Here is a 20,009-nt window from a genome sequence, read left to right as displayed (position 1 = left end):
TGGGCTTTTTTAATATAATTGTACCTAAGCTGTAATGTGTTATTCAGGTTGTAATCGATTTATTTCTTCTTTGTGTTAGTGTGCATAATTTTAAATGCAATCCTAAGGATGTTGTTCCCTAGGATTGTATTTATGATTATCTAGAAAGATACAAATATCCATCTAATTTTTTAGTTTCAACTCTATTACTGTCATCTACTGATTTGTATGTTAAAATATAGAAGTAAGTTCCAGTTGGTAGTCCAGCAGATTGTTGAATTGTCGATCTACCTCTAGAAGTACCATCAAAGTTATTAGTTTCGTTATTGTAATTTTTCGTTTCGAATACTAAAACTCCCCAACGGTTGTAAATTTCAACTGTATTTTCAGGGTAGCATGTTGCGTCAATATTGTCAATAACAAACACTTCATTAATACCATCACCGTTCGGTGAGAAAGCATTACGAACTTTAATATTTCCACATCCTAATACAATTGCAGCTTCTACGACTGCGTCATCAGAAGTGCTAACCTCATTATTTTGAGGTGTTTTTCCTTTTGCAAAAGCCACGTTTGTCACACTTAAATTAGTGATGTCGCTTTGAGTTACTCTATAGCTTTGCTCGTATTCTTTAGACGCTCCTGGTAGTAAAGTGTCGATAGTTTCATTCATACCAGTAAGTGGGTCAGTTACAACAATCTGTGCTAAAGTTACATTTCCATTGTTTGTGACTTTAATGGTGTAATTGATTATGTCTCCAACACTGATATAGTTTTCAGTACTAGATGTTTTTACAACCAATAAACTAGGATTTTGTGAAATTGGTGTTATCGTACATGTTGTACAAGTTGGAATTACTGGACAGGTCGTGCAAGGTGTTGGATCAGTAGATGTTGCTGATATAGTTGATCCATTTGGTAAGCTACCTTTTACTGTTGCTAAATTATACACAAAGCCAGCATCAATATCATTTTGAGTTATTGTATGAACTGCTGTATATGTTGTAGAATTTGTTGCACCAACAGCTAAAAGAGCGATAGGTCCACCGTTTACAACAGCGTTATTATCTGTCAAAACTACGTTTGTCAAGTCTACATCGCCAGTGTTTTTTATTACAAATGTATATTGTACTACATCACCAATGTTTGCTTTTCCGTTACCATCTTTGTCTACATAGGTACCTTCTTTCAAAACTGAAATTCCAGGATTATAGGTAGGTTCATTTACTGTGATTATCACAGTTGCATTTGAACAATTAGTAGGGTTTATAATTTCGCAAATTTCATATTTGATTTCGTATGTTCCTGGTATTGTCCCGAAAGGAATACTTACTTGTCCATTGCTAGGGTTGAGTACAGGTACAGGTGAATTTGTAGCAGACGTTGCAGGTCTTGTTACAGTTATTACCACAAGTGTTGTTGTAGCTTGTTCTCCATTTAATGTATCTTTTCCAGAACCGTTATCCAGTAATACGTTACCAGCATCTGTTGTGCCGGCTGTTGCTGTAATTGCATCGTCTTTTGCGAGAATTTTAAGAGGCGTAACTGTTAAAGTTCCGTTTACAGCAGTAACATTATAATTAGGATTATTACCTAAAGTCACTACGATAGGGTAAGAACCTACGTTAGAGAACTGCGTTGCAGAAGTTGCAAGAGAGTAATCAATAACATCTCCATTTACAGCACCCGTTACCACAGCAGTAAGAGCAGGATTAGCTTCACCGTATACTTTTGTTTTATCATCAGCCGTAACCAAAACATCAATAGCTTTAGGAGTTACAGTCAAGGTTCCGTTTACAGCAGTAACATTATAATTAGGATTATTACCTAAAGTCACTACGATAGGGTAAGAACCTACGTTAGAGAACTGCGTTGCAGAAGTTGCAAGAGAGTAATCAATAACATCTCCATTTACAGCACCCGTTACCACAGCAGTTAGAGCAGGATTAGCTTCACCGTATACTTTTGTTTTATCATCAGCCGTAACCAAAACATCAATAGCTTTTGGAGTTACCGTCAAAGTACCATTTACAGCAGTAACCGTGTAGTTAGGATTACTACCTAAAGTCACTACGATTGGGTAAGAACCTACGTTAGAGAACTGAGTAGCAGAAGTTGCAAGAGAGTAATCAATAACATCTCCATTTACAGCACCCGTTACCACAGCAGTAAGAGTAGGATTAAGATCACCGTATACTTTTGTTTTATCATCAGCCGTAACCAAAACATCAATAGCTTTTGGAGTTACAGTCAAAGTACCATTTACAGCAGTAACCGTGTAGTTAGGATTACTACCTAAAGTCACTACGATAGGGTAAGAACCTACATTAGAGAACTGCGTAGCAGTAGTAGCAAGAGTATAGTTGATGGTATCTCCACCCGCTACAGCACCCGTTACCACAGCAGTAAGAGCAGGATTAGCGTCACCGTATACTTTTGTTTTATCATCAGCCGTAACCAAAATATCAATAGCTTTTGGAGTTACAGTCAAGGTTCCGTTTACAGGAGTAACCGTGTAGTTAGGATTACTACCTAAAGTCACTACGATAGGGTAAGAACCTACATTAGAGAACTGCGTTGCAGTAGTAGCAAGAGTATAGTTAATCGTATCTCCGTTTACAGCACCATCCACCACCGCTGTTAGAGCAGGATTAAGATCACCGTAAACTTTTGTTTTATCATCAGCAGTAACGACTACATCAATAGCTTTAGGCGTAACTGTTAAAGTTCCGTTTACAGGAGTAATGTTATAATTAGGATTGCTACCTAAAGTCACTACGATAGGGTAAGAACCTACGTTAGAGAACTGAGTAGCAGAAGTTGCAAGAGTGTAGTTAATCGTATCTCCGTTTACAGCACCAGTCACCACGGCTGTTAGAGCAGGGTTAAGATCACCGTATACTTTCGTTTTATCATCAGCAGTAACTACTACATCAATAGCTTTAGGCGTAACTGTCAAAGTTCCGTTTACTGGAGTAATGTTATAGTTAGGATTAGTTCCTAAAGTCACTACGATTGGGTAAGAACCTACGTTAGAGAACTGCGTAGCAGAAGTTGCAAGAGTGTAGTTAATAGTATCTCCGTTTACAGCACCAGTAACCACGGCTGTTAAAGCAGGATTAATGTCACCGTATACTTTTGTTTTATCATCAGCAGTAACTACTACATCAATAGCTTTTGGAGTTACAGTTAAAGTTCCGTTTACTGGAGTAATGTTATAGTTAGGATTAGTTCCTAAAGTCACTACGATTGGGTAAGCACCTACGTTAGAGAACTGAGTAGCAGAAGTTGCAAGAGTGTAGTTAATCGTATCTCCGTTTACAGCACCAGTTACTACAGCAGTTAAAGCAGGATTAGCTTCACCGTATACTTTTGTTTTATCATCAGCCGTAACCAAAACATCAATAGCTTTTGGAGTTACAGTCAAAGTTCCGTTTACTGGAGTAATGCTATAGTTAGGATTAGTTCCTAAAGTCACTACGATAGGGTAAGAACCTACGTTAGAGAACTGCGTAGCAGAAGTTGCTAGGGTGTAGTTAATAGTATCCCCGTTTACAGCACCCGTTACTACAGCAGTAAGAGCAGGATTAGCTTCACCGTATACTTTCGTTTTATCATCAGCAGTAACCAAAACATTAATAGCTTTTGGAGTAACTGTTAAAGTTCCGTTTACTGGAGTAATATTATAGTTAGGATTTGTTCCTAAAGTCACTACGATAGGGTAAGAACCTACGTTCGAGAACTGCGTAGCAGAAGTTGCAAGGGTATAGTTAATCGTATCTCCACCCGCTACAGCACCAGTTACTACAGCAGTTAAAGCAGGATTAGCTTCACCGTATACTTTCGTTTTATCATCAGCAGTAACCAAAACATTAATATCTTTTGGAGTAACTGTTAAAGTTCCGTTTACTGGAGTAATATTATAGTTAGGATTAGTTCCTAAAGTCACTACGATAGGGTAAGAACCTACGTTCGAGAACTGCGTAGCAGAAGTTGCAAGGGTATAGTTAATCGTATCTCCACCCGCTACAGCACCAGTTACTACAGCAGTTAAAGCAGGATTAGCTTCACCGTATACTTTCGTTTTATCATCAGCAGTAACCAAAACATTAATATCTTTTGGAGTAACTGTTAAAGTTCCGTTTACTGGAGTAATATTATAGTTAGGATTAGTTCCTAAAGTCACTACGATAGGGTAAGAACCTACGTTCGAGAACTGCGTAGCAGAAGTTGCAAGGGTATAGTTAATCGTATCTCCACCCGCTACAGCACCAGTTACTACAGCAGTTAAAGCAGGATTAGCTTCACCGTATACTTTTGTTTTATCATCAGCCGTAACCAAAACATCAATAGCTTTTGGAGTTACAGTCAAAGTTCCGTTTACAGCAGTAACATTATAATTAGGATTAGTTCCTAAAGTCACTACGATAGGGTAAGCACCTACGTTAGAGAACTGAGTAGCAGAAGTTGCAAGAGTGTAGTTAATCGTATCTCCGTTTACAGCACCCGTTACCACGGCTGTTAGAGCAGGGTTAAGATCACCGTATACTTTCGTTTTATCATCAGCAGTAACTACTACATCAATAGCTTTAGGCGTAACTGTCAAAGTTCCGTTTACTGGAGTAATGTTATAGTTAGGATTAGTTCCTAAAGTTACTTCGATAGGATAAGAACCTACGTTAGAGAACTGCGTAGCAGAAGTTTCTAGTGTATAGTTAATAGTATCCCCGTTTACAGCACCCGTTACTACAGCAGTAAGAGTAGGATTAATGTCACCGTATACTTTCGTTTTATTATCAGCCGTAACCAAAACATCAATAGCTTTAGGCGTAACTGTTAAAGTTCCGTTTACTGGAGTAATGTTATAGTTAGGATTAGTTCCTAAAGTCACTACGATAGGGTAAGAACCTACGTTAGAGAACTGAGTAGCAGAAGTTGCAAGAGTGTAGTTAATAGTATCTCCGTTTACAGCACCCGTTACTACAGCAGTAAGAGCAGGATTAGCTTCACCGTATACTTTCGTTTTATCATCAGCAGTAACCAAAACATTAATAGCTTTTGGAGTAACTGTTAAAGTTCCGTTTACTGGAGTAATGCTATAGTTAGGATTAGTTCCTAAAGTCACTACGATAGGGTAAGAACCTACATTAGAGAACTGCGTTGCAGAAGTTGCTAGGGTATAGTTAATAGTATCTCCGTTTACAGCACCAGTCACCACGGCTGTTAAAGCAGGATTAAGATCACCGTATACTTTTGTTTTATCATCAGCAGTAACTACTACATCAATAGCTTTAGGAGTTACAGTCAAAGTTCCGTTTACTGGAGTAATGTTATAATTAGGATTACTACCTAAAGTCACCACGATAGGGTAAGAACCTACATTAGAGAACTGCGTTGCAGTAGTAGCAAGAGAGTAATCAATCACATCTCCATTTACAGCACCAGTTACCACAGCAGTTAAAGCAGGATTAGCTTCACCGTATACTTTCGTTTTATTATCAGCAGTAACCAAAACATCAATAGCTTTTGGAGTTACAGTCAAAGTTCCGTTTACAGGAGTAATGTTATAATTAGGATTACTACCTAAAGTTACCACGATTGGGTAAGAACCTACATTAGAGAACTGCGTTGCAGTAGTAGCAAGAGAGTAGTTGATGACATCTCCACCCGCTACAGCACCAGTTACTACGGCAGTTAAAGCAGGATTAGCTTCACCGTATACTTTTGTTTTATTATCAGCCGTAACTAAAACATCAATAGCTTTAGGCGTAACTGTTAAAGTTCCGTTTACTGGAGTAACCGTGTAGTTAGGATTAGTTCCTAAAGTTACTTCGATAGGGTAAGAACCTACGTTAGAGAACTGAGTAGCAGAAGTTGCTAGGGTGTAGTTAATAGTATCTCCGTTTACAGCACCAGTCACCACCGCTGTTAGATCAGGATTAACGTCACCGTATACTTTTGTTTTTTCATCAGCCGTAACCAAAACATCAATAGCTTTTGGAGTTACAGTTAAAGTACCATTTACAGCAGTAACCGTGTAGTTAGGATTACTACCTAAAGTCACTACGATAGGGTAAGAACCTACATTAGAGAACTGCGTTGCAGTAGTAGCAAGAGAGTAATCAATCACATCTCCATTTACAGCACCAGTTACCACAGCAGTTAAAGCAGGATTAGCTTCACCGTATACTTTCGTTTTATTATCAGCAGTAACCAAAACATCAATAGCTTTTGGAGTTACAGTCAAAGTTCCGTTTACAGGAGTAATGTTATAATTAGGATTACTACCTAAAGTTACCACGATTGGGTAAGAACCTACATTAGAGAACTGCGTTGCAGTAGTAGCAAGAGAGTAGTTGATGACATCTCCACCCGCTACAGCACCAGTTACTACGGCAGTTAAAGCAGGATTAGCTTCACCGTATACTTTTGTTTTATTATCAGCCGTAACCAAAACATCAATAGCTTTTGGAGTTACAGTCAAAGTTCCGTTTACAGGAGTAACAGTGTAGTTAGGATTACTACCTAAAGTCACTTCGATTGGGTAAGAACCTACATTAGAGAACTGCGTAGCAGAAGTTGCAAGAGTGTAGTTAATAGTATCTCCGTTTACAGCACCCGTTACTACGGCAGTTAAAGCAGGATTAGCTTCACCGTATACTTTTGTTTTATTATCAGCCGTAACCAAAACATCAATAGCTTTTGGAGTTACAGTCAAAGTTCCGTTTACAGGAGTAACTGTGTAGTTAGGATTACTACCTAAAGTTACCACGATTGGGTAAGAACCTACATTAGAGAACTGCGTAGCAGAAGTAGCAAGAGAATAGTTGATGGCATCACCACCTGCTACAGCACCCGTTACTACAGCAGTAAGAGCAGGATTAGCTTCACCGTATACTTTCGTTTTATTATCAGCAGTAACCAAAACATCAATAGCTTTTGGAGTTACAGTCAAAGTTCCGTTTACTGGAGTAATGCGATAGTTAGGATTAGTTCCTAAAGTCACTACGATAGGGTAAGAACCTACGTTAGAGAACTGCGTTGCAGAAGTTGATAGGGTGTAGTTAATAGTATCTCCGTTTACAGCACCCGTTACTACAGCAGTAAGAGCAGGATTAGCTTCACCGTATACTTTCGTTTTATCATCAGCAGTAACTACTACATCAATAGCTTTAGGCGTAACTGTCAAAGTTCCGTTTACTGGAGTAATGTTATAATTAGGATTACTACCTAAAGTCACCACGATAGGGTAAGAACCTACATTAGAGAACTGCGTTGCAGGAGTAGTAAGGTTATAGTTGATAGCATCTCCACCCGCTACAGCACCCGTTACTACAGCAGTAAGAGCAGGATTAGCTTCACCGTATACTTTCGTTTTATCATCAGCAGTAACTACTACATCAATAGCTTTAGGCGTAACTGTCAAAGTTCCGTTTACTGGAGTAATGTTATAATTAGGATTACTACCTAAAGTCACCACGATAGGGTAAGAACCTACATTAGAGAACTGCGTTGCAGGAGTAGTAAGGTTATAGTTGATAGCATCTCCACCCGCTACAGCACCCGTTACTAAAGCAGTAAGAGCAGGATTAGCTTCACCGTATACTTTCGTTTTATCATCAGCAGTAACTACTACATCAATAGCTTTAGGCGTAACTGTCAAAGTTCCGTTTACTGGAGTAATGTTATAATTAGGATTAGTTCCTAAAGTCACTACGATTGGGTAAGAACCTACGTTAGAGAACTGCATCGCAGGAGTTGCAAGAGAGTAATCAATCACATCCCCGTTTACAGCACCCGTTACCACCGCTGTTAAAGCAGGATTTGCCTCACCGTATACTTTTGTTTTATCATCAGCAGTAACTACTACATCAATAGCTTTAGGAGTTACAGTCAAAGTTCCGTTTACTGGAGTAATGTTATAGTTAGGATTAGTTCCTAAAGTCACTACGATTGGGTAAGCACCTGCGTTAGAGAACTGAGTAGCAGAAGTTGCAAGAGAGTAATCAATAACATCTCCGTTTACAGCACCGCTTACTACAGCGGTAAGAGCAGGATTAGCTTCACCGTATACTTTTGTTTTATCATTAGCAGTAACCAAAACATTAATAGCTTTTGGAGTTACTGTCAAAGTACCATTTACAGGAGTAACCGTGTAGTTAGGATTACTACCTAAAGTCACCACGATTGGATAAGTACCTACGTTAGAGAACTGCGTTGCAGTAGTAGCAAGAGTATAGTTGATGGCATCTCCACCCGCTACAGCACCAGTTACTACAGCAGTAAGAGCAGGATTAGCTTCACCGTATACTTTCGTTTTATCATCAGCAGTAACCAAAACATCAATAGCTTTTGGCGTTACTGTCAAAGTACCATTTACAGGAGTAACCGTGTAGTTAGGATTACTACCTAAAGTCACCACGATTGGATAAGTACCTACGTTAGAGAACTGCGTTGCAGTAGTAGCAAGAGTATAGTTGATGGCATCTCCACCCGCTACAGCACCAGTTACTACAGCAGTTAAAGCAGGATTAGCTTCACCGTATACTTTTGTTTTATCATTAGCAGTAACCAAAACATCAATAGCTTTTGGCGTTACTGTCAAAGTACCATTTACAGGAGTAACCGTGTAGTTAGGATTACTACCTAAAGTCACCACGATTGGATAAGTACCTACGTTAGAGAACTGCGTTGCAGTAGTAGCAAGAGTATAGTTGATGGCATCTCCACTCGCTACAGTACCAGTTACTACAGCAGTTAAAGCAGGATTAGCTTCACCGTATACTTTCGTTTTATCATCAGCAGTAACCAAAACATCAATAGCTTTTGGAGTTACTGTCAAAGTACCATTTACAGGAGTAACCGTGTAGTTAGGATTAGTTCCTAAAGTCACCACGATTGGATAAGTACCTACGTTAGAGAACTGCGTTGCAGTAGTAGCAAGAGTATAGTTGATGGTATCTCCACCCGCTACAGCACCAGTTACTACAGCAGTTAAAGCAGGATTAGCTTCACCGTATACTTTCGTTTTATCATCAGCAGTAACCAAAACATCAATAGCTTTTGGAGTTACTGTCAAAGTACCATTTACAGGAGTAACCGTGTAGTTAGGATTACTACCTAAAGTCACCACGATTGGATAAGTACCTACGTTAGAGAACTGCGTTGCAGTAGTAGCAAGGGTATAGTTGATGGCATCTCCACCCGCTACAGCACCCGTTACTACGGCAGTAAGAGCAGGATTAGCTTCACCGTATACTTTTGTTTTATCATTAGCAGTAACCAAAACATTAATAGCTTTTGGAGTTACTGTCAAAGTACCATTTACAGGAGTAACCGTGTAGTTAGGATTACTACCTAAAGTCACCACGATTGGATAAGTACCTACGTTAGAGAACTGCGTTGCAGTAGTAGCAAGAGTATAGTTGATGGCATCTCCACCCGCTACAGCACCAGTTACTACAGCAGTTAAAGCAGGATTAAGATCACCGTATACTTTCGTTTTATCATCAGCAGTAACCAAAACATCAATAGCTTTAGGCGTAACTGTTAAATTTCCGTTTACTGGAGTAATGTTATAGTTATGATTAGTTCCTAAAGTCACCACGATTGGATAAGTACCTACGTTAGAGAACTGCGTAGCAGTAGTAGCAAGAGAGTAATCAATCACATCTCCATTTACAGCACCAGTCACCACGGCTGTTAAAGCAGGATTAATGTCACCGTATACTTTTGTTTTATCATCAGCAGTAACCAAAACATCAATAGCTTTTGGAGTAACTGTCAAAGTTCCGTTTACTGGAGTAATGTTATAATTAGGATTGCTACCTAAAGTCACCACGATAGGGTAAGAACCTACATTAGAGAACTGCGTTGCAGTAGTAGCAAGCGTATAGTTGATGGCATCTCCACCCGCTACAGCACCCGTTACTACAGCAGTAAGAGCAGGATTAGCTTCACCGTATACTTTTGTTTTATTATCAGCAGTAACCAAAACATCAATAGCTTTAGGCGTAACTGTCAAAGTTCCGTTTACTGGAGTAATGTTATAATTAGGATTGCTACCTAAAGTCACTACGATAGGGTAAGAACCTACGTTAGAGAACTGAGTAGCAGAAGTTGCTAGGGTGTAATTAATAGTATCTCCGTTTACAGCACCAGTCACCACGGCTGTTAAAGCAGGATTAGCTTCACCGTATACTTTTGTTTTATTATCAGCCGTAACCAAAACATCAATAGCTTTAGGCGTAACTGTTAAAGTTCCGTTTACAGGAGTAATGTTATAATTAGGATTGCTACCTAAAGTCACTACGATAGGGTAAGAACCTACGTTCGAGAACTGCGTAGCAGAAGTTGCTAGGGTGTAGTTAATAGTATCTCCGTTTACAGCACCCGTTACTACAGCAGTCAAAGCAGGATTAGCTTCACCGTATACTTTTGTTTTATTATCAGCCGTAACCAAAACATCAATAGCTTTTGGAGTTACAGTCAAAGTTCCGTTTACAGGAGTAATATTATAATTAGGATTGTTTCCTAAAGTCACTTCGATAGGGTAAGCACCTACGTTAGAGAACTGTGTTGCAGGAGTTGCAAGAGAGTAATCAATCACATCCCCGTTTACAGCACCAGTTACTACAGCAGTTAAAGCAGGATTAGCTTCACCGTATACTTTTGTTTTATTATCAGCCGTAACCAAAACATCAATAGCTTTAGGCGTAACTGTTAAAGTTCCGTTTACAGGAGTAATGTTATAATTAGGATTGCTACCTAAAGTCACTACGATAGGGTAAGAACCTACGTTCGAGAACTGCGTAGCAGAAGTTGCTAGGGTGTAGTTAATAGTATCTCCGTTTACAGCACCCGTTACTACAGCAGTCAAAGCAGGATTAGCTTCACCGTATACTTTTGTTTTATTATCAGCCGTAACCAAAACATCAATAGCTTTTGGAGTTACAGTCAAAGTTCCGTTTACAGGAGTAATATTATAATTAGGATTGTTTCCTAAAGTCACTTCGATAGGGTAAGCACCTACGTTAGAGAACTGTGTTGCAGGAGTTGCAAGAGAGTAATCAATCACATCCCCGTTTACAGCACCAGTTACTACAGCAGTTAAAGCAGGATTAGCTTCACCGTATACTTTTGTTTTATTATCAGCCGTAACCAAAACATCAATAGCTTTTGGAGTTACAGTCAAAGTTCCGTTTACTGGAGTAATGCTATAGTTAGGATTAGTTCCTAAAGTCACTACGATTGGATAAGTTCCTACATTTGATGTAGTCGTTGCAGTGGTAGCTAGGGTATAGTTAATAGTATCTCCATTGATAGCACCAGTCACCACAGCTGTTAAAGTTGGATTAACGTCACCGTATACTTTAGTTTTATCAGTAGCTACTACAGTTGCAGTCTTAGGGGTAACAGTAAGTGTTGCATCTGTTTTGGTAACAGTATAATTAGGATTGGTTCCTAAAGTCACCGCGATTGGATAAGTTCCTATATTTGATGTAGTCGTTGCAGTGGTTGCTAGGGTATAGTTAATATTATCTCCATTGATAGCACCAGTAACAGTTGCAGTCAAAGTTGGATTAACGTCACCGTATACTTTCGTTTTATCAGCAGCTACTACAGTTGCAGTTTTAGGGGTAACAGTAAGATTTGCGTCTGTTTTGGTAACAGTATAATTAGGATTGCTTCCTAAAGTCGCAACGATTGGATAAGTTCCCACATTTGATGTAGTCGTTGCAGTGGTTGCTAGGGTATAGTTAATCGTATCTCCGTTTACACCACCAGTCACCACGGCTGTTAGAGCAGGATTAACGTCACCGTATACTTTAGTTTTATCAGCAGCTACTACAGTTGCAGTCTTAGGGGTAATAGTAAGATTTGCATCTGTTTTGGTAACAGTATAATTAGGATTGGTTCCTAAAGTCACCGCGATTGGATAAGTTCCTACATTTGAAGTAGTCGTTGCAGTGGTTGCTAGGGTATAGTTAATAGTATCTCCATTGATAGCACCAGTAACAGTTGCGGTCAAAGCTGGATTGGCATAACCGTATACTTTAGTTTTATCAACAGCTACTACGGTTGCAGTCTTAGGAGTAACAGTCAGAGTTGCATCTGTTTTAGAAACAGTATAATTAGGATTGCTTCCTAAAGTTACTGAAATTGGATAAGCTCCCACATTTGAAGCAGTCGTTGCAGTGGTTGCTAGGGTATAGTTAATAGTATCTCCATGGATAGCTCCAGTAACAGTTGCAGTCAACGCTGGATTAACGTCACCGTATACTTTAGTTTTATCAGCAGCTACTACAGTTGCAGTCTTAGGGGTAATAGTAAGATTTGCATCTGTTTTAGTAACCGTATAATTAGGATTGGTTCCTAAAGTCACCGCGATTGGATAAGTTCCTACATTTGAAGTAGTCGTTGCAGTGGTTGCTAGGGTATAGTTAATAGTATCTCCATTGATAGCACCAGTAACAGTTGCGGTCAAAGCTGGATTGGCATCACCGTATACTTTAGTTTTATCAACAGCTACTACGGTTGCAGTCTTAGGAGTAACAGTCAGAGTTGCATCTGTTTTAGAAACAGTATAATTAGGATTGCTTCCTAAAGTTACTGAAATTGGATAAGCTCCCACATTTGAAGTAGTCGTTGCAGTGGTTGCTAGTGAGTAGTTAATGGTATCTCCGCTAATAGCTCCTGTAACAGTTGCAGTCAAAGTTGGATTAGCATCACCGTATACTTTAGTTTTATCAGCAGCTACTACAGTTGCAGTCTTAGGAGTGACAGTCAGAGTTGCATCTGTTTTAGAAACAGTATAATTAGGATTGCTTCCTAAAGTCACAACGATTGGATAAGTTCCAATATTTGAAGTAGTCGATGCAGTGGTTGCTAATGTATAGTTAATAGTATCTCCGCTAATAGCTCCTGTAACAGTTGCAGTCAAAGTTGGATTAGCATCACCGTATACTTTAGTTTTATCAGCAGCTACTACAGTTGCAGTCTTAGGAGTGACAGTCAGAGTTGCATCTGTTTTAGAAACAGTATAATTAGGATTGCTTCCTAAAGTCACAACGATTGGATAAGTTCCAATATTTGAAGTAGTCGATGCAGTGGTTGCTAATGTATAGTTAATAGTATCTCCGCTAATAGCTCCTGTAACAGTTGCAGTCAAAGCTGGATTAACGTCACCGTAAATTTTAGTTTTATCAACAGCTACTACAGTTGCAGTCTTAGGAGTAACAGTCAGAGTTGCGTCTGTTTTAGTAACCGTATAATTAGGATTGCTTCCTAAAGTTACCGTAATTGGATAAGTTCCAATATTTGAAGTAGTCGTTGCAGTGGTTGCTAGTGAGTAGTTAATGGTATCTCCGCTAATAGTTCCTGTAACAGTTGCAGTCAAAGCTGGATTAACGTCACCGTAAATTTTAGTTTTATCAACAGCTACTACAGTTGCAGTCTTAGGAGTAACAGTCAGAGTTGCGTCTGTTTTAGTAACCGTATAATTAGGATTGCTTCCTAAAGTTACCGTAATTGGATAAGTTCCAATATTTGAAGTAGTCGATGCAGTGGTTGCTAATGTATAGTTAATAGTATCTCCGCTAATAGCTCCTGTAACAGTTGCAGTCAAAGCTGGATTAACGTCACCGTAAATTTTAGTTTTATCAACAGCTACTACAGTTGCAGTCTTAGGAGTAACAGTCAGAGTTGCGTCTGTTTTAGTAACCGTATAATTAGGATTGCTTCCTAAAGTTACCGTAATTGGATAAGTTCCAATATTTGAAGTAGTCGTTGCAGTGGTTGCTAGTGAGTAGTTAATGGTATCTCCGCTAATAGTTCCTGTAACAGTTGCAGTCAAAGCTGGATTAACGTCACCGTAAATTTTAGTTTTATCAACAGCTACTACAGTTGCAGTCTTAGGAGTAACAGTCAGAGTTGCGTCTGTTTTAGTAACCGTATAATTAGGATTGCTTCCTAAAGTTACCGTAATTGGATAAGTTCCAATATTTGAAGTAGTCGTTGCAGTGGTTGCTAGTGAGTAGTTAATGGTATCTCCGCTAATAGTTCCTGTAACAGTTGCGGTCAAAGCTGGATTGGCATCACCGTATACTTTAGTTTTATCAACAGCTACTACGGTTGCAGTCTTAGGAGTAACAGTCAGAGTTGCATCTGTTTTAGAAACAGTATAATTAGGATTGCTTCCTAAAGTTACTGAAATTGGATAAGCTCCCACATTTGAAGCAGTCGTTGCAGTGGTTGCTAGGGTATAATTAATAGTATCTCCATTGATAGCTCCAGTAACAGTTGCAGTCAACGCTGGATTAGCATCACCGTATACTTTCGTTTTATTCGCAGCTACTACAGTCGCAGTTTTAGGAGTAACAGTCAGAGTTGCGTCTGTTTTAGAAATAGTATAATTAGGATTGCTTCCTAAAGTTACTGCGATTGGATAAGCTCCCACATTTGAAGTAGTCGTTGCAGTGGTTGCTAGTGAGTAGTTAATGGTATCTCCGCTAATAGTTCCTGTAACAGTTGCGGTCAAAGCTGGATTGGCATCACCGTATACTTTAGTTTTATCAACAGCTACTACAGTTGCAGCCTTAGGAGTAACAGTCAGAGTTGCGTCTGTTTTAGTAACCGTATAATTAGGATTGCTTCCTAAAGTTACTACGATTGGATAAGCACCCACATTTGAGGCAGTCGTTGCAGTGGTCGCTAATGTATAGTTAATAGTATCTCCGCTAATAGCTCCTGTAACAGTTGCAGTCAAAGCAGGATTAGCTGCACCGTATACTTTAGTTTTATCAACAGCTACTACAGTTGCAGCCTTAGGAGTAACAGTCAGAGTTGCTTCACTTGAAGTTACTTGGTTACAATTTCCTGTTCCAGTCAGTATTACTCTGTACAGGTATGAATTCATACTAACAGCAGGATTATTAACTGTAAGGGTTGAAGTTGTTGCGTTACTATAAATAGAATTGTTTGTGATATTACTAAAACCAGATCCGGTATTAACCTGCCACTGGTAAGCAGTAGCATTAGAACTTGAGATTGTAAACGTGGTACTATTTCCGTAGATAATAGCTTTTGATATCGGTTGTGTACTAATAATTGTTTTCGGGTGAACGATTACAGTTATCGGAGATTTTGGACCAAAACATGAATTACGTTGTTCGGCAACATAATAAGTGAACTGCCCGGCAGTAGTGGTACTTGGTGTAATACTGGTTTGAGGAGTGCCATTTAACGAACTAAAATAAAATAATGTTCCTCCAGCTGAACTTGCATTAGCGCTTAGCGGTTGAGCTATAGCATCCTGGCAGTATTCGTAGTTTGTTGCGATTGGTTGTCCTGGTAAAGGAGTGATTGTTAAAGTGACTGCAGTTCTAGTCAAACTAGAGCAAGTTCCGTTTGATGCTTGCGCATAATAAGTTTTAGTTCCAACACCAACTTGGGTTGGAGCATTAACTACATTTCCAGCAGTTGCTGAATCATACCAAGTTATGGTTCCACCTGTTGCAGTTGCAGTTAAGGTTTGAGTGGTACTACCATCACTACAAACAGTTTGATTTCCTCCAGAAACTGGAGCATTAGGAGTTGCAGGTTGGCTATTAATTGTTAAAGAAGTAGCACTTGATATACAGCCAGAAGATGATTTAGCTGTAACAGAATAAGTACCTGCTGGAATATTTGTAAAAATCCCACTTGTGTTTTGATAATTCGTTCCGTTAATGCTATATGTTAATCCATTTCCTGTTGGAGAAGAAACAGTTATTGATCCGGTTGCTACTGCACAAGTAGGCTGAGAGGTTACAGATGCAATTGGTTTTTCAGGAGTGTATGTAATTGTTATGGTAGCCTCATTCGACATTAATGGTGTACTGTCGCTAATTGTATATCTAATAGGTGTTGGGTCTCCTTTAAAAGTCGTTAATGGAGTAAAAGTTACCACACCAGTATTGTTTACAGACCAATTACCTTGATTGGTTACAGATAATGTTGTCTGTCTACCCACAGCAGTTGGGTTTAAATCAACTGAATTTGTATTTAAATTTCTGTTTGCATCTACATCATTTGCTGTAACGTCAATACTTACTGGTCCGTAAGTATTACACAATTTATTATCATTATTTGCAGTTGGAGCTGTTGGCACAGAAAACGTAACTTCTCCGAAACTTATGGAACTTTGTCTATTACTTGATTGAGTACTATTTCCTAATCTAAAAGTTACAGAATTAACATTACCATAATTAATAGCAGCAATATATCTAGTGTTTGTAATACTTATCGGGTCTACAGAATTGGATGGTCCTTGAATTCTTGTAAATTGATCAATTAAATTTGGAAGAATGGTAAGAAAACTGTTTAATTCTAAAATTATTAATTCGTTAGAAGGTCGCAGCACATCGAAAAACTCATTTCCATCTAAATCTAGCGCTTCAAAGGTAAATGAACTTAAATCAATTTTAAGTTCTTGAGGTGTGCCGTAAGTTCCCGCTTTGTAAAAATCAAAAGTGAATTGAACATAACCATTTGACCTTTTTGTAGTAATAACAGGTTGAAATCGATCTCTCAAACTTCCACTACCATTGTTGGGGTTATCAATGTCCACAATTGTGGCATCTTTAATACTTACAACAGATAAAATAGCATCAACATCTGTACCGTTCACATTGGTTACGTTTGTATAACGATACTTAGCACCAGCCGTTTTATCTATTCCCGAGTATAATGTGGGATCAGTAAATCTCGGAGTTTGACTATAACTAGAAAGGGAGATAAAAAAGAATATAAAGAATATAAATCCCTGAATTAATTTTAATTTTTTGTGAGTAATTTTGCTCATGTGTTTATTTTATTTTGTGAAAAAACAGCTTTCATTATAGCAGCTTTTTACCTGTTCAATGTATTGATTATTTTGTATTCTAAAACAACAAAACAGTAATTAATTATCACCTTAATTTTTCCAAAAAATAAGGGATAATAATTATGTTTTTTATAACTTTATTTTGTTTTTATGTGTCTATAAATCAGGTGTTTATATGTAAAATAATTTTAATTTTTGCTTGTTTATTTAATCATTGTCAATTTGACTGTTGAGCAAGTATCTAATAATACTTTGCTAAATTAAATGTTAAAATTGTATTACCATTATTTTTCCTTTTAAAAACTTAAATAACCGTTGAATTACATTATACAAGTACTTCTACGTATGTTTTAATTTAAGTCAACATTTGATTACTTTGTGTTAATATTGTAAGCAAATTAGTATTATTAATGATTTTGCACTGCTAATTATCGATGTCGTTTTATGTCACTTTTTGCAAAAATTATTTGTTTGTAAAAGTGCTTTATTTCGTGTAACTTTCAACGTTAATAAATTAAGGTTTTTAATAAAAGTTTATGAAAGAACTTATTTTGATTCGCCATGCCAAATCTAGTTGGGAAGTTCCTGTGAAAGATATTGATAGAGGTCTAACTTGTCAAGGAATTAAAGACGCTCATTCTATTGCGCTTCATGTAAAGGATTTATTGCCAAAATCCTACTCAATTTGGTGTAGTGAGGCTAAGAGAACATCAAGCACTGCATTAATTTTTGCTCAAAATGTTGGCTTTCCTCTTGAAAGTATCAATTACAAATACGACCTTTATACTTTTGAATCCAAGCAGCTGGAAAAAGTTATAAGAAGTTGCCCAAATGCTATTGATAATTTAATCATTTTCGGACACAATAATGCCTTAACTGATTTTGTAAATAAATTTGGATCTGTACCTGTAGCTAATGTATCAACTGCAGGTTTTGTAGCTATACAATTTGATAGCGATGATTGGAATTTTAATAAAAAAGGTATAACAAAAACAGTACTATTTCCCAAAGATTTAAAATGAATAAAGCAGTTGCATACAAATATATTGATCGTGAAAAAAGTTGGTTGGCATTTAATGCTCGCGTATTACAGGAGGCGGGAGATTCATCAGTTCCTTTACTAGATCGACTTCGGTTTTTAGGTATATTTTCTAATAATTTAGACGAATTTTTTAGAGTTCGTTTTGCTGCTATTAGGCGCTTGAGTTTAGCAGGTATTACTGGCGAAAAATATCTAGGCGGTATCTCGGCGCAACAATTAGTTAAGGATATTACCGAAATTGTAATTCAGCAGCAGTCCGAAAGTTTGCGAATTCTGAATATCATCGAAAGTGAACTCGAGACCAAAAACATTTTCATCATCACTGAAGCTGATATTGATGCCGAGCAAGAACTCTTTCTGAAAGATTTTTTTATTCAAAAAGTCAGTCCCGAGTTGGTTACTATAATTCTTAACGATTTGGCTGAGTTTCCTGTTTTAAAAGATACTTCTGGTTACTTGGCTGTAAAATTGGTAATGAATCATACTGCCGAGGTGCGTTACGCAGTAATCGAAATTCCAACTACTATAAATCGTTTTGTGGTATTACCCACAATCAATGAAAAACAATATATTATTTTGCTTGATGATGTGATCCGTCACAATCTCAGTAATATTTTTAATATTTTCGACTACGAAAGTGTTTCTGCACACATGATTAAAATTACCAGAGATGCTCAATTAGATATCGATAGTGATTTAAGTAAAAGTATGATTGAAAAAATCACGCTAAGTGTCAAAGACCGACGTATTGGTGAGCCGGTTCGTTTTATATACGATCAGTTGATTGAGCCAGACACTTTGAATTTCTTTTTGGATAAAATGAAAATCGTTTCTACCGATAGTATCATTCCAGGCGGAAGGTATCACAATAGGAGAGATTATATGAATTTCCCAAATTTAGGAAGACAAGATTTGTTGTATCAAACTAATGATCCGTTGCCAATTCCTGGTTTGAGTTTAGAAGGAAGTATGCTCGAAAAAATTAGCGAACGCGACTATTTACTTCATGCTCCTTACCAGTCATTTTCATACTTGACTAAGTTTTTGCGCGAAGCTGCCTTAGACCCAAAGGTAATATCAATTAAAATTACGTTATACCGTTTAGCGAAGAATTCGCAAATCATCAGTTCATTGATTAATGCTGCTAAAAATGGTAAAAAAGTAACGGTACAAATAGAATTGCAAGCGCGATTTGATGAAGCTTCGAATATTTCCTATGCAGAGCAAATGCAACTCGAAGGTATTGAACTTATTTTCGGTATTAAAGGCCTAAAAGTACACAGTAAAATATGTGTTATTGAACGAGTAGAAAATCTTAAAATCAAACGTTACGGATTTATCTCGACTGGTAACTTTAATGAGTCAACTGCCAAGATCTATACGGATGTAACTCTTTTTACAAGTCACCAACAAATCCTTAAAGATATCATGCGTATTTTTGAGTTTTTTGACATCAATTATCGTGTGCATCGCTACAAGCATTTGATCGTTTCTCCGCATTACACTAGAACACGATTTATTAAATTAATTGATCGCGAAATCACACACGCATTAGCTGGAAGAAAAACACATATTAAGCTTAAAATGAATAGTTTATCTGATTTAGAAATGATCGATAAATTGTATGAAGCGAGTAGAGCAGGTGTGAAAATTCAGCTTGAAATTCGTGGTATTTGTTCCTTGATTCCGGGCATTGCAGGTATGAGTGAAAATATCGAGGCTATCAGTATTGTTGATAATTATTTAGAACATTCTAGAGTGTATATTTTTGGCAATGCAGGGCAAACAGAAGTTTTCATTTCTTCGGCTGATTTTATGACTCGAAATTTAGATGGCCGTGTAGAAGTTACATGTCCTATTTACGATCAAAACATTAAAAATGAGTTAATTGACAATTTTGATATCGCTTGGAAGGGAAATGTAAAAGCCCGTTTTCATTCGTATAAATTAGATAATAAATACCGAGCGCGCAATCATAATCCTATTTTTAGAGCGCAATTAGAAACGTACAAATATTACCAAAAAAAATTAGATGAACTTGCTCATAACGAAGAATTGGCACAAAATTAGCGAGTCTTTTTTGTGTTCGATTTTTATGAAAAAAACAGTGTAATTGCAAAGAAA

The 20,009-nt window shown here is 37.6% G+C and carries 3 protein-coding genes; 2 read left to right on the top strand and 1 reads right to left on the bottom strand.

Going from position 1 to position 20,009, the window contains the following annotated elements; genetic code table 11:
* Nucleotides 1-136: 136 nt before the first annotated feature.
* Nucleotides 137-16,822 (bottom strand): MBG domain-containing protein, encoded by a 16,686-nt coding sequence (locus tag ACXX8U_RS08110; RefSeq protein WP_458565412.1) that lies wholly within the window; start codon nt 16,820-16,822, stop codon nt 137-139.
* A 557-nt stretch (nt 16,823-17,379) separates the two neighbouring features.
* Here ACXX8U_RS08110 and ACXX8U_RS08105 point away from each other — a divergent pair.
* Both ACXX8U_RS08105 and ppk1 read left to right on the top strand, forming a co-directional pair.
* Nucleotides 17,380-17,865 (top strand): SixA phosphatase family protein, encoded by a 486-nt coding sequence (locus ACXX8U_RS08105; RefSeq protein WP_458565411.1) that lies wholly within the window; start codon nt 17,380-17,382, stop codon nt 17,863-17,865.
* On the top strand, nt 17,862-19,955 hold the full coding sequence (ppk1, locus tag ACXX8U_RS08100) for a polyphosphate kinase 1 (protein WP_458565410.1): 2,094 nt from the start codon (nt 17,862-17,864) through the stop codon (nt 19,953-19,955). Before ACXX8U_RS08105 ends, ppk1 begins: the two co-directional genes overlap by 4 nt.
* The last annotated feature ends 54 nt before the right edge of the window (nt 19,956-20,009 follow it).

This window comes from Flavobacterium sp. GNP001 (assembly GCF_054343775.1).
Note: the sequence above shows the minus strand (reverse complement) of the source record. Positions and strands in the feature narration are given on the sequence as shown.

Bases quoted from the DNA above. Each gene is read 5' to 3' on its own strand.
- ACXX8U_RS08110 (WP_458565412.1), bottom strand. From the start codon at position 16,822: ATGAGCAAAATTACTCACAAAAAATTAAAATTAATTCAGGGATTTATA.
- ACXX8U_RS08105 (WP_458565411.1), top strand. From the start codon at position 17,380: ATGAAAGAACTTATTTTGATTCGCCATGCCAAATCTAGTTGGGAAGTT.
- ppk1 (WP_458565410.1), top strand. From the start codon at position 17,862: ATGAATAAAGCAGTTGCATACAAATATATTGATCGTGAAAAAAGTTGG.